The sequence below is a fragment of the Maribacter luteocoastalis genome (assembly GCF_048890225.1).
In the GTDB taxonomy this organism is placed as follows: domain Bacteria; phylum Bacteroidota; class Bacteroidia; order Flavobacteriales; family Flavobacteriaceae; genus Maribacter; species Maribacter luteocoastalis.
On the sequence record NZ_JBMFZG010000006.1, the window covers coordinates 177241 to 190859 of the forward strand.

The 13619-nt window shown below is 36.6% G+C and carries 8 protein-coding genes and 2 tRNA genes; 6 read left to right on the forward strand and 4 right to left on the reverse strand.

The annotated features are described in order from the left end of the window. Positions 1–196: 196 nt before the first annotated feature. The gene (locus tag ACOCEA_RS13120) at positions 197–1741 is read left to right on the forward strand and encodes an NAD(P)H-hydrate dehydratase (protein ID WP_420756707.1); all 1545 of its coding nucleotides are present in this window, start codon (positions 197–199) and stop codon (positions 1739–1741) included. Positions 1742–1773: 32 nt separating this feature from the next. Here the strand turns inward: ACOCEA_RS13120 and ACOCEA_RS13125 are convergent, their stop codons facing one another. Further along, complete coding sequence (locus ACOCEA_RS13125) at positions 1774–2175, reverse strand: STAS/SEC14 domain-containing protein (RefSeq protein WP_420756708.1); 402 nt, start codon at positions 2173–2175, stop codon at positions 1774–1776. A gap of 201 nt (positions 2176–2376) precedes the next feature. Continuing rightward, positions 2377–4929 (reverse strand): ATP-dependent Clp protease ATP-binding subunit, encoded by a 2553-nt coding sequence (locus tag ACOCEA_RS13130; protein ID WP_420756709.1) that lies wholly within the window; start codon positions 4927–4929, stop codon positions 2377–2379. Positions 4930–5189: 260 nt separating this feature from the next. On the opposite strand from ACOCEA_RS13130, the gene gyrA reads away from it, so the two are divergent. Beyond that, on the forward strand, positions 5190–7724 hold the full coding sequence (gene gyrA / locus ACOCEA_RS13135) for a DNA gyrase subunit A (protein WP_420756710.1): 2535 nt from the start codon (positions 5190–5192) through the stop codon (positions 7722–7724). Between the two features lie 33 nt (positions 7725–7757). Next, positions 7758–9020 carry a tetratricopeptide repeat protein gene (locus tag ACOCEA_RS13140; RefSeq protein WP_420756711.1) on the forward strand — a complete coding sequence of 421 codons (1263 nt, stop codon included), beginning with the start codon at positions 7758–7760 and terminating at the stop codon, positions 9018–9020. Between the two features lie 46 nt (positions 9021–9066). Here the strand turns inward: ACOCEA_RS13140 and ACOCEA_RS13145 are convergent, their stop codons facing one another. Continuing rightward, positions 9067–9816, reverse strand: a complete 750-nt coding sequence (locus tag ACOCEA_RS13145) for a C40 family peptidase (RefSeq protein WP_420756712.1) — start codon at positions 9814–9816, stop codon at positions 9067–9069. 17 nt (positions 9817–9833) lie between these two features. Beyond that, the gene (locus ACOCEA_RS13150; RefSeq protein WP_420756713.1) at positions 9834–11009 is read right to left on the reverse strand and encodes an acetyl-CoA C-acyltransferase; all 1176 of its coding nucleotides are present in this window, start codon (positions 11007–11009) and stop codon (positions 9834–9836) included. A gap of 124 nt (positions 11010–11133) precedes the next feature. On the opposite strand from ACOCEA_RS13150, the gene ACOCEA_RS13155 reads away from it, so the two are divergent. The 3 genes from ACOCEA_RS13155 (at position 11134) to ACOCEA_RS13165 (ending at position 13473) form a co-directional block, all read left to right on the forward strand. Continuing rightward, positions 11134–13170: an HD family phosphohydrolase gene (locus ACOCEA_RS13155; protein WP_420756714.1), complete on the forward strand. Its 2037-nt coding sequence runs from the start codon at positions 11134–11136 to the stop codon at positions 13168–13170. 111 nt (positions 13171–13281) lie between these two features. Further along, positions 13282–13365: transfer RNA gene (locus tag ACOCEA_RS13160), tRNA-Ser, on the forward strand. A 33-nt stretch (positions 13366–13398) separates the two neighbouring features. After that, positions 13399–13473 (forward strand) — tRNA-Pro (locus tag ACOCEA_RS13165). The last annotated feature ends 146 nt before the right edge of the window (positions 13474–13619 follow it).

The window sequence follows — 13619 nt, forward strand, 5'->3', positions numbered from 1 at the left end:
TTTTACCCCATTGGGGTGAACCATACCGTAGTAGTACCATAAATTTTGGTTACGGAAGAAATTGCAAATTCTTTATTTGTACCTGTACAAATCATCTTAATAGTTAAAATTCAAAAGTAGTACATTTGGTTTGCTAATCAAATGATTCTACAATTTTTTGTGGAATCGTTACTTTTTAATAAAAACATCCCTTAGAATGAAGATCTTTTCTGCGAAACAGATATATGCAGCTGACAAAATTACAATAAAAAGACAGCAAATTACAAGTGACGAGTTAATGGAGAGGGCCGCTGTACAAATATTTAACTGGTTACATCTTAGATTACAGGGTGCACCGGTAAAAATTCATCTTCTTTGTGGCATAGGAAATAACGGTGGCGATGGTTTGGCATTGGCTAGGCATTTAACTGAACATGGCTATGATATTGCTGTTTATATAGTAAATTATAGTGATAAGCGCTCCCAAGATTTTTTAATAAATCTAGATAGGTTGAAAGACCGAAAAGTTTGGCCAATATTTTTAGATTCTGCAAGCGATTTGCCAATAATAGCCAATGAGGATATTATTGTGGATGCAATTTTTGGTATTGGATTAAACAGGACACCAGATGATTGGGTAAAAAAACTTATCACGCATATAAATACATCGGAAGCATTTATACTTTCCGTTGATATTCCATCGGGTTTATTTACCGACAAGGTACCTGATGATAAGGTAGCTGTTGTACAATCCAACTACGTGCTTAGTTTTCAAACACCAAAATTGATTTTCTTTTTACCGGAAACTGGTGGGTATGCGGAGCATTGGGAGGTTTTGGATATAGGATTGGACAGGCAATTTTTACTTGAAACCGAGACTAATTTTGAGTTAATCGGAAAAAATGAGGTCTTAGCTATGTATATGCCCAGGGCAAAGTATTCCCATAAAGGAACTTTTGGTCACGCATTGATAATTGGGGGAAGCTATGGTAAGATAGGCGCGGTGAATTTAGCGAGTAGGGCTGCATTAAAGTCTGGTGCAGGCTTGGTTACAGCTTATATTCCAAAATGCGGATATGAGAGTATGCAATCTTCAATACCAGAAGTAATGGTTTTAACAAGTGAGCAGAATGTAATAGCCAATATTCAATTTGATATAGAGCCTAATGTCCTAGGAGTTGGAATGGGAATGGGAGCACAAATAGAAACTTTAAGTGCATTGACCAATTTATTGGAAAATAATAAATTACCCATGGTTATTGATGCTGATGGATTAAATATGTTGTCTAGTGAAAAGGAGTTGTTGGCCAGGTTGCCAAAAACGTGTGTGCTTACACCACATCCTAAAGAGTTGGCAAGGCTAATAGGTTCTTGGAAAGATGATTTTGATAAGTTAAGGAAAGTAAAACAGTTCTCAAGTAAATATGATTGTATTGTGGTTATCAAAGGTGCCCATACAATCACCGTATATAAGGAAAAAGGCTATGTAAATACCACAGGTAATCCCGGTATGGCAACAGCAGGAAGTGGAGATGTCTTGGCAGGTATGATAACAGGATTAATCGCTCAAGGTTATAGTGCACTAACTGCAGCAATTTTTGGAGTATATCTACATGGTAAATCAGGTGATATAGAAATTGAAAAACATGGTTTTCAAGCCTTACTTGCTTCAGATATTGTTAATGGAATTGGTGCAGCCTATCTGGATTTATTTAAGGCGCCTGAGCAACAGCAACCTCAAACCGAAGAGGAACAACCTTAACTAATTAAAGTTGTTCTAAAGGAAGATGTAGTTTATCTAACCTTTATTCTACGTTTGACCCAGTTAAGTGCATTATCGTACTCAATAAAGAATTTCATAGGTTTTTTATAGAAAAGTTTCTCTATTTTAAAATTGTGCATGTCAATCTCTTTAATAGAAACTATGGCAAAGGCCTTTAAATTATCTAATTCTTTTAAATAATTATAGATGGTAGGGTCAATGGCGTAGGAGTTCTTCCTTAGACTTATAAAACCAAAGTTTTTATCCCTAAAATGAATTTCTGAAATTCCTATTATTTGGTAAGCACGTTCAAGTGTCAAGGTTGCACCTTCATCGAAGATGGAAACCATATAGTTATCATAAACTTGAATTTTACCAACTTCTAATTCGTATTCCCTTACGATGATTTTGTTCTTCGCCGATCCAACGCTCATTTTCTAATAATTAATAGTGTGTCTGGGACGAAAGTAAATTTATAAGAGGGTTTGGGATAAAATTTTAGATTAAAAGCGCAAATATCGTTCGTATTGCTAATTCGAAATATTCGCTGTGATTGCTTTCCTACGTTGGCAATAGTAAAATACTAAAAAAGGAGTCCGTAATGGGACTCCTTTTTTAAGCTTATAAGGTTCAATTTATTCAGTTTTCGATGATGTTTCGGCTTTTTCTATTTTTATCGTCAATTCATCTTTCTCAGCATCCAAATCCATATAAATGCTATCGCCTTCATCTAATTTACTGTTGACAATCTCCTCTGCCAAAGCATCTTCAATATACTTCTGAATAGCTCTTTTTAAAGGTCTTGCGCCATATTGTTTATCAAATCCTTTATCGGCGATATAGTCCTTGGCAGCTTCTGTGAGTTTTAATTCATACCCAATGCCCTTTATTCTATTATAAAGCTTAGAAAGCTCTATATCAATGATTTGATGAATATGTTCTCGCTCAAGGGCATTAAAGACAATTACATCATCAATTCTATTTAAAAATTCGGGTGCGAATGCTTTTTTCAGTGCATTTTCTATAACCCCTTTTTGATGGGTACTTTCTTGCTCTTTTTTCGCAGCTGTTCCAAACCCTACGCCTTGTCCAAAATCCTTAAGTTGACGGGCGCCAATATTGGAGGTCATTATGATAATAGTGTTCCTAAAATCAATTTTTCTTCCAAGGCTATCAGTAAGATATCCGTCATCCAACACTTGCAATAGCATGTTGAAAACGTCTGGGTGCGCTTTTTCTACTTCATCCAGTAAAATTACTGAGTAAGGTTTTCTCCTTACTTTTTCCGTAAGTTGTCCGCCTTCTTCATAACCCACGTATCCTGGAGGAGCTCCAACCAATCTTGAAATGGCAAATTTCTCCATGTACTCACTCATATCTATACGAATAAGTGCATCTTCAGAATCAAAAAGCTCCTTAGCCATTACTTTGGCCAATTGTGTTTTACCAACACCAGTTTGACCTAAAAATATAAAGGACCCAATAGGTTTGTTGGGGTCTTTTAATCCGGCCCTATTTCTCTGTATTGCTTTAGATACCTTGGCAACCGCCTCATCTTGACCTATTACGTTGGCTTTTATAAGTTTTGGCAGCTCTGCTAATTTATTACTTTCGGTTTGGGCAATCCTATTTACAGGAATACCGCTCATCATGGAAACTACATCCGCAACATTGTCTTCGGATACTGTTTCTTTATGAAGTTTGCTTTCATCCTCCCAGCGTTCTTGGGCTATAGCTAGTTCTTTCTCTAAGCTTTTCTCATCGTCCCTCAGCTTTGCAGCCTCTTCATACTTTTGCTTTTTAACAACGCTGTTTTTAAGTTCCCGTACATCTTCCAGTTTTTTCTCCAACTCCAAAATTTGCTTGGGAACGTCCATATTGACGATATGGACCCTGGATCCCGCTTCATCAAGTGCATCAATTGCTTTGTCCGGCAAAAAACGATCTGTCATATAGCGGTTCGTAAGTTTTACGCAAGCTTCAATAGCAGCATCTGTATAGATTACATTATGGTGGTCTTCGTATTTACCTTTAATATTGTGTAGAATTTCAATTGTTTCATCTACGCTTGTTGGTTCTACTATTACTTTTTGGAACCTTCGTTCCAAAGCACCATCTTTCTCTATGTATTGTCTGTATTCATCTAGTGTTGTTGCACCAATACATTGAATTTCACCACGTGCCAATGCGGGTTTAAACATGTTTGAGGCATCTAAACTTCCGGTGGCCCCACCTGCACCAACTATGGTATGGATCTCATCAATAAAAAGAATAACATCATCATTCTTCTCCAGTTCGTTCATAACGGCTTTCATCCTTTCCTCAAATTGACCACGGTATTTGGTACCTGCTACTAATGAAGCCAAGTCTAAAGTAACAACTCTTTTATTGTAAAGGATGCGGGATACTTTTTTATCAACAATTCTAAGCGCTAGCCCTTCCGCAATCGCACTTTTACCCACACCGGGCTCACCAATAAGCAAAGGATTGTTTTTCTTGCGACGACTGAGTATTTGTGAAACACGTTCTATTTCCTTTTCTCGCCCTACAACGGGATCCAATCTGTTTTCCTCCGCCATTTGGGTCAAATCCCTACCAAAATTATCCAACACTGGGGTTTTGGATTTTTTGGCACCTTTTTGTCCTGAAGGCGTTCCAAAGGTACTTTCCTTACTATCACCGGTGTCATCTGAATCACTTGAAAACGATTCTGCGGTTGGGGAGTCTACTATTTCATCATCACTTGTAATCATAAATTTGAATTGTTCCTTAACGCCATCATAATCTACTTTAAGCTTATGTAATAGCTTGGTAGTAGGGTCATTTTCATTTCTCAATATGCACAATAATAAATGCGCAGTGTTAATTGAAGAACTTTGAAAAAGTTTTGCTTCAAGAAATGTTGTTTTTAAGGCTCTTTCTGCTTGTCTTGTTAAGTGAAGGTTCTTCTTGTCTTTTTGAACACCACTAGCATTAGGGTTAGATGGACTTAAGATTTCCACCTTTCTTCTCAAATGGTCCAAATCAACATCCAATGCATCCAAAATGCTTATGGCTTTCCCGCTCCCATCCCTTAATAGACCCAACATCAAATGCTCGGTTCCTATAAAATCATGGCCAAGACGCAATGCCTCCTCCTTGCTATAAGCAATTACATCTTTGACCCTAGGTGAAAAATTATCATCCATAAACTATAATATCAACTATAAAATTACTAAATCTCCTTCAATCATGAGCAAATACTGTACCTATATTCGTTAAAGTTGTTCTAAATGACGAAAAAACTAATGAAATTCAAAGCTGTGGCTAGTTTAATTATTAACTAATTACTTACGTCTAAGTGTTAATAAATTATTGAATAAATGTAATTGAACATTCTCTAAAGGCTTCGATTTTACGTATATTGGCATGCTTTTTTACTAATAAAAAAACAATCAAAGATTTTACAATGGCGGAAGGTGAAAAATTGATTCCTATTAACATAGAAGATGAAATGAAATCTGCCTACATTGATTATTCAATGTCGGTCATAGTGTCACGAGCCCTGCCAGATGTGCGGGATGGATTAAAACCTGTGCACAGGCGTGTGCTTTTTGGAATGCACGAACTAGGGGTTAGAAGTAATAGTTCACATAAAAAATCTGCCCGTATTGTGGGTGAGGTTTTGGGTAAATATCACCCTCATGGTGATACCTCCGTTTACGATACCATGGTTCGAATGGCCCAAGAATGGAGTTTGAGATATATGTTGATAGACGGTCAAGGTAACTTTGGGTCTATAGATGGTGATAGTCCTGCAGCAATGCGTTATACAGAGGCACGTATGCGGAAGATTGCCGATGATATGTTGGCGGATATTGATAAGGATACCGTAGATCATCAGTTGAATTTTGATGATTCCTTAAAAGAGCCAACGGTTTTGCCAACTAGGGTTCCTAATCTTTTGGTAAACGGGGCATCGGGTATTGCCGTTGGTATGGCCACCAATATGCCACCGCATAACTTATCTGAAGTTGTGGATGGTACTATTGCCTATATTGATAATAATGATATTGAGATAGAGGAGCTTATTACCCATATCAAAGCGCCAGATTTTCCGACCGGTGGTATTATTTACGGTTACGACGGTGTAAAAGAGGCATTTCATACAGGACGTGGAAGGGTAATGATGCGTGCAAAAGCTACTTTTGAAGAAGTTCAAGGGCGGGAGTGTATTATTGTTACTGAAATACCGTACCAGGTAAACAAGGCCGATATGATCAAAAAAACGGCCGACTTAATAAATGACAAAAAAATTGAGGGTATCTCTACCATTCGTGATGAATCTGACCGTAATGGTATGCGAGTGGTTTACATCTTAAAACGAGATGCGATACCTAACATTGTTTTAAATACGCTTTATAAATATACAGCACTACAAACGTCATTTAGTGTAAACAATATTGCATTGGTAAATGGTAGGCCCAGATTACTTAATGTAAAGGAAATGATTCATTATTTCGTGGAACATAGACACGAGGTAGTTGTAAGGCGTACAGAGTTTGAGCTTAAAAAGGCAGAAGACCGCGCTCACATATTGGAAGGACTGATTATAGCCTCTGATAATATAGATGAGGTTATTGCGATTATTAGGGCTTCTTCCAATGCCGATGAGGCACGGGAAAATTTGATGGAACGCTTTAAACTTACTGAAATTCAGGCCAAGGCAATAGTAGAAATGCGTTTGCGCCAACTTACTGGACTGGAGCAAGATAAATTACGTTCTGAGTACGATGAGATTATAAAGACCATTGCCGATTTAAAGGATATTCTGGCTAAGAAAGAGCGAAGGATGGATATCATTAAAGAGGAGCTTATTGAGGTTAAGGACAAGTATGGTGATGAACGCCGTTCAGAGATTAACTTTGCGGGTGGCGATTTGAGCATGGAAGATATGATCCCAAATGAGCAGGTTGTAATTACCATTTCTCGCGCAGGTTATATCAAGAGAACACCGTTAACAGAGTATAAGACACAAAATAGGGGAGGTGTAGGTCAAAAAGCATCTTCTACACGTAACGAGGATTTCTTAGAACATTTGTTTGTGGGAACCAACCACCAATATATGTTGTTCTTTACCCAAAAGGGAAAATGTTTCTGGATGCGTGTATTTGAAATTCCTGAAGGAAGCAGAACTTCAAAAGGTAGGGCCATTCAGAACTTGATCAATATAGAACAGGATGATATGGTAAAAGCCTTTATATGCACACAGGATTTAAAGGATGAGGATTATGTAAATAGCCATTATGTTATTATGGCCACTAAAAAAGGTATTGTTAAGAAAACCTCATTGGAGCAATATTCTAGACCAAGACAAAATGGTATCAACGCCATCACCATCCGTGAGGACGATGAACTTTTAGAGGCTAAATTAACAACAGGAACCAGTCAAATTTTCTTAGGTTTAAAATCTGGTAAGGCAATTAGGTTTGAGGAAAGCAAGACGAGGCCTATGGGAAGAAATGCTTCCGGTGTTAGAGGAATAACCTTGGCTAGTGAAGATGATGAGGTAATAGGAATGGTATCTGTACATAATTTTGAGGATGAACTATTAGTAGTTTCCGAGAATGGATACGGAAAGCGTTCCAGTATTGATGATTATAGAATTACCAATAGAGGGGGCAAAGGTGTAAAGACCATAAGTATTACTGAAAAAACTGGAAATTTAGTCGCCATAAAGAATGTTACAGATTCTGATGATTTAATGATTATCAATAAATCAGGTATTGCCATTAGAATGAGTGTTGAGGACCTTAGGGTAATGGGAAGGGCTACCCAAGGTGTAAAACTAATCAATATAAAAGGTGATGATTCTATTGCTGCTGTCGCTAAAGTTATGAAGGATGAAGATAATCTTGATGACGCTGAAATAAAGGATATTGAAGTAACTCCTGAAGATGGCACAAGAATTGATAAAGAAGATAACGATGATGATAAATCATAAATATTCAAACACTAATAATTAATAAATTAAAAAATGAAAACTAGAATTATAATGCTTGCAGCACTATCACTTTCAATGGTAGGTTTCGCACAAAAAAACGAAATTAAAACTGCTGAAAAAGCACTTAAAGACGGTGATGCCAATGCTGCCAAAACAGCTATAGAAGGTGCAATGGGAAGTGTTGCCGCCGCCGATACTAAGGTTCAGGCCCAATATTATTTTACAAGAGGTAAGGTTTATGCTGATTTAGCAAAAAAAGGAGATAATACTGCATTTGAAAATGCGGTGTCATCTTTTCAAAAGGTGTTAGAGATTGAAGGAAGCACTGGAAAAGAGAAATATACTTCCGAGACAAACCAATATTTGGCTAGTTTAACGGCTGATTTGGTAAACTCTGCTGTTGAGGACAACGGTAACAAGAAATTTAAAGAGGCTGCCGAGAAGTTGTATATGAGCTACAAAATTAGTCCTAAAGATACTTCCTATTTATACTATGCTGCTGGAAGTGCAGTTAATGGCGGTCATTATGAGGATGCGCTTAAATATTATAACGAACTACAAGAAGTTGGTTATGATGGTAGTGGTGTAGTGTACAAAGCCACCAACGTGGAAACCGGTCAGGTAGAGGAAATGGATAAAATTCAAAGGGAGTTGATGGTGAAATCAGGAACTTATAAAGATCCTATTGATGAAAGAACACCATCTAAACAAGCGGAGATTGTGAAAAATGTTGCTTTGATCTACACGCAGTTAAAACAAAATGATAAAGCTTTGGAAGCGTATAAGGCTGCAAGGCAAAATAATCCTGATGACGTTAACCTTATTTTAAACGAGGCCAATCTTTACTTTAGTATGGGCGATAAGGACAAGTTTAAGGAATTAATGGCTGAGGCAATTGCTTTGGCGCCAGATAATGCAGATTTGCATTATAACGTAGGTGTTATCAGCATGGAGCAAGAAAATTATGAAGATGCCAGAAAATCATATAATAAGGCCATAGAACTTAACCCAGGTTATACGAATGCTTATTTGAACCTTTCTACGACTTATGTAAATGAGGGCAATGGGCTTATAGACGAGATGAATTCCTTAGGTAACTCAAGGGCAGACATAGCTAAATATGATGAGTTAAAAGCAAAGAAAGACGCTTTGTTTAAGCAAGGTGCAGATATTCTAGAAAAAGCTTTGACCACTAACCCAGATAACCAGAGTGTTTTAACGCAATTAAAAAACATTTATGGGGCAATGGGAGATAATGATAACTTTATGAGAATAAAGAAATTATTAGGAGAATAATAATTTTCTTAACAAAATTTGAAAGCCCTCTAATTGAGGGCTTTTTTTATATTATTTTTTTAATTACCCGAAGTTTATGGGTATAGTTTCTTACATCGTTATTAAAGATACCCGTATGATCTATTCTATCAATTCTAACCATACCGTTAACATGGATTACATAGTTGTTTTCCATGATAATGCCTACATGATCGATAATTCCGCTAGCATTGTCAAAAAAGGCAAGATCGCCAGGTTCACTCTCTTCTACAAAACTCAATGCTGTTCCCTGTGAGGCTTGTTCTTCAGCCGTTCTTAGTAATTTATAACCGTTTATTTTATAAACCATTTGCGTGAGTCCAGAAGCGTCTATACCAAATGGTGTTCTTCCACCAAAGAGTTGGGGTGTGTTTAAATACAAAAGAGCAGTATTGATCAAATTTATTTTTTCTTGTGCTTCCTCAATAATGTTACCATCAAAATGAAAGGAAAGTAAATCGCTATGGCAAACGGTAGAGCCTAATAGAATGGGTAATAATAAAGAATTTTCTTTCTCAACAAATGTTATTAAATCAAATGAATATGTATTTGGTGCGTTTAGAATGTCGTCATAAGTTTCTTCGGTGATAAAAACTAATTGTGTATTTAAAATCCATCCTTCATATGAATCATAAGCAGCTCTTATTTTGGACCAATATTTTCTGGTTTCTAAGATTTTAAAATGCTCGCCAAATAACAATTGGCTGATCATTGCTGCAGATTCATCAGGCGAATCTCTAACAGGAACTATACTTAAAGGGCAAATACCGTACTGCATGTGTGCTTTTCCAGAAATTATATTCTTTCTACCACTATAGCGGAGGCACCACCACCACCATTGCAAATTGCAGCAGCTCCAATTTTACCGTTATTTTGTTCAAGTACATTGAGAAGTGTTACCAATATTCTTGCACCGGAACAACCCAAAGGATGACCTAATGAAACCGCCCCGCCGTTAACATTAACAATATCTTCTTTAAGTCCTAGTAATTTTGTATTTGCTAATCCAACTACAGAAAATGCCTCATTAAACTCAAAAAAGTCAACATCATCAATTGCTATTCCAGCTTTGTCCAATGCTTTTGGTAGTGCTTTGGCTGGTGCGGTGGTAAACCATTTTGGTTCTTGTGCGGCATCAGCATAACTTCTAATTTTAGCAATAGGTTTTAGGCCTAGTTCCGCTGCTTTTGCCGCACTCATAAGTACCATTGCTGCGGCACCGTCATTTATAGTGGATGCATTAGCCGCGGTAACAGTGCCATCTTTACTAAAGGCTGGCCTAAGTTGGGGTATTTTATCAAGTTTTACATTTTTGTATTCTTCATCTTCCGACACTAAAATAGGTTCTCCTCTTCTCTGGGGAACAGTTACAGGTACAACTTCATTTTTAAAATTTCCCTTTTTCCATGCTGCGGTAGAACGGGTATATGATTGTATGGCAAAATTATCTTGATCTTCCCTTGAGAATTTATATTTTTCGGCACATGCATCTGCACATACGCCCATGGCATTTTGATCATATACATCTACAAGTCCATCTTTTTGCATACCATCAATCATGGTAGCAGGGCCAAATTTTGTCGCAGTACGTAAATGAACGTAATGAGGGATAAGACTCATATTTTCCATACCACCAGCAACTACAATGTTTGCATCGCCAAGCGCAATGGCCTGTGCTGCCTGCATAACAGCCTTCATTCCAGATGCACATACTTTATTAATAGTGGTACATGGAACAGTTTCTGGCAAACCGGCAAAAATAGCAGCTTGTCTTGCCGGTGCCTGTCCTGTACCTGCCTGTACTACATTTCCCATTAATACTTCGTCTACCAAAGCGACATCCAGATTTATTTTTTCTAAAGCACCTTTAATCGCGGTTGCCCCTAATTTTGGTGCAGGTACGGTAGATAAGGAACCCATGAAGCTCCCAATTGGCGTCCTTACTGCGGAAACAATAACTATCTCTTTCATGTGTCAAATTGGTTAATACTGGCGAAATTACTAAATTCTTATGCAATCAACTTGTATTGTTGGTAATTCCTGAATATCAGGTTATAATTTTCTATTTTTGAATTCATATCAAAACGTAAGCCACTTGGATAACCTTTATAATAAGCAATCACTCATTTATAAATACATACTTTATGTAGCGGCAATAGGGTTTATTGTTTTTTTCTTTCCAAAGGGAGGTAAGTTTAAATATGAATTTCAAAAAGGTAAACCTTGGCAGTATGAGAATTTATATGCACCTTTTGATTTTTCGATAAAAAAGACGGAGGAAGAGCTTGCCTTGGAAAAAAAGGAAATTGCTGAAAAAACCTTACCATATTATAGATTCAATAATGATTTAGTAGATAAGGTCTATTCTGATTTTGATTTAAGGTTTGATACGCAGTTTGCTTCCAGTGAGTTAAGAAATTCTCAAAAAAACCAATTAAGGGTTATAGCCAGATCAATTTTAGATTCAATTTATAAGTATGGAATTTTAGATAATACCTCCAGTAAAATTACAAATAAGTATGTGTTACTGGTTAAGAATAATGAAGCCCAACAAGTAGCGGTATCTGATTTGTATAGAATTACAGATATCAACCAATTATTGGATTCAGAGCTTGATTCACAGGGTCTGCTGGTCTTTAAAAAGGATTTTGAAGAACTATTCTTTGATTTAATAATGCCCAACGTAACTTATGATGCTAATTTATACAATAAAAGTCTTGACGATGCTCTTTCCAAAATTTCTTATACCCGTGGCTCTATAGATGAGGGTAAATTAATAATAGCAAAAGGTGAGGTTGTAGAAGGTGAGAATTTAAAAATTTTAGACTCCTTAAAAGCCGAGTATGAATCTGAGCTGTGGACGGCGGGCAATTATTATTATATACTTATTGGCTATACGGTTTTGGTAGCTTTAGTTTTAATAATGCTCTTTCTTTTTTTGAAAAAGTACCGAAGGGAAATTTATGATAATAATACCAAAGTAACATTCATTTTCTTTAATATACTGTTGCTTGTGTTTATTACTACAATTGTGGTAAAATACAATGATATGTACGTTTTTGTAGTGCCTCTATGCATTTTACCATTAATACTGAAAACGTTCTTTGATGCTAGGTTGGGCCTGTTCGTACATGTACTCACGGTTCTGATTTTAGGTTTTGTAGTACCCAATAGTTTTGAATATATTTTCTTACAGATTATAGCTGGTATCGTTACTATTCTAACGGTTTCTGAACTTTACAAAAGGGCGAACCTTTTTGTTTCAGTAGGTCAGATTACATTAATTTATATCGTTGGATATCTGGCTTTTCATGTCATTCACGAAGGTGATTTAAGAAATATACAATGGATTACTTTAGGGCTGTTTTTGTTAAATGGAATGATTACCTTGTTTGTACAGCCACTTATCTATATTTATGAGAAGGCCTTTGGATTGGTGTCCGATGTTTCCTTATTGGAACTTTCCGACACGAACTCTAAATTATTAAAAGAACTATCAAATAAAGCCCCCGGAACATTTAATCATTCATTACAGGTTGCTAATTTAGCTGAGGCGGCAGCCAACAAAATAGGAGCAAATGCCATGCTAGTGCGAGTTGGGGCATTATACCATGATATTGGTAAAATGAATAACCCCACTTACTTTACAGAAAATCAAATAACCAATGTAAACCCACATGATGAGATTAGTCCAAAAGAAAGTGCGAAAATAATAATTGATCATGTAATTAATGGGATTGAGCTCGCTAGAAAAAATAATATCCCAGATAGGGTCATTGATTTTATAAGGGCGCATCATGGCACAACCATAGTGTACTTTTTCTACAAAAAGCAAAAGGAATTGGAAGAGGAAGTTGATGAAGCTGATTTTCGCTATCCAGGACCTTTACCATTTTCAAAAGAGACCGCAATTTTAATGATGGCCGATGCAGTTGAGGCAGCTTCTAAAAGCCTTAAAAATCCAACGTATTTAATAATAGATGAATTTGTGGATAAAATTATTTCAGGACAAATGAAGGCGAACCAATTTTTAAATGCCGATATTACCTTCAAGGAAATAGAAATTATAAAGAAAATATTCAAACAAAAGCTTACCAATATTTATCATTTAAGGGTGGAATATCCTGAATAACAGATTACTAAATTTTCAATCAAAAAAAACATCAAAAATAGTTGTTTACTAAGGCTTATAAATTTACATTTGCATCCGCTTTTAAAGCGAAAGTTCATTGAAGAGATTTTAGGAGAGGTGCCGGAGTGGTAACGGAGCAGATTGCTAATCTGTCGACGCGTAAGTGTCGCATGGGTTCGAGTCCCATTCTCTCCGCAATTTTCTCTCAAAAAAAGAGATAACCGTTTTCGGGGTGTAGCGTAGCCCGGTTATCGCGCCGCGTTTGGGACGCGGAGGTCGCAGGTTCGAATCCTGCCACCCCGACTTTAATTTTTAAAACCCTTGTAATCAATAGATTATGAGGGTTTAATTTTTTATGCCTTTTTGAGAAAAGCCCTTTTTTGTGTTAAAATTACTCAAAGAGGTTAGCAAATCGGTCAACACTTTATGTGCTTAATTCTTAACTTGCT

Coding starts and splice junctions, on each gene's coding strand:
- ACOCEA_RS13120 (WP_420756707.1), top strand. CDS start 197: ATGAAGATCTTTTCTGCGAAACAGATATATGCAGCTGACAAAATTACA.
- ACOCEA_RS13125 (WP_420756708.1), bottom strand. CDS start 2,175: ATGAGCGTTGGATCGGCGAAGAACAAAATCATCGTAAGGGAATACGAA.
- ACOCEA_RS13130 (WP_420756709.1), bottom strand. CDS start 4,929: ATGGATGATAATTTTTCACCTAGGGTCAAAGATGTAATTGCTTATAGC.
- gyrA (WP_420756710.1), top strand. CDS start 5,190: ATGGCGGAAGGTGAAAAATTGATTCCTATTAACATAGAAGATGAAATG.
- ACOCEA_RS13140 (WP_420756711.1), top strand. CDS start 7,758: ATGAAAACTAGAATTATAATGCTTGCAGCACTATCACTTTCAATGGTA.
- ACOCEA_RS13145 (WP_420756712.1), bottom strand. CDS start 9,816: ATGCAGTACGGTATTTGCCCTTTAAGTATAGTTCCTGTTAGAGATTCG.
- ACOCEA_RS13150 (WP_420756713.1), bottom strand. CDS start 11,009: ATGAAAGAGATAGTTATTGTTTCCGCAGTAAGGACGCCAATTGGGAGC.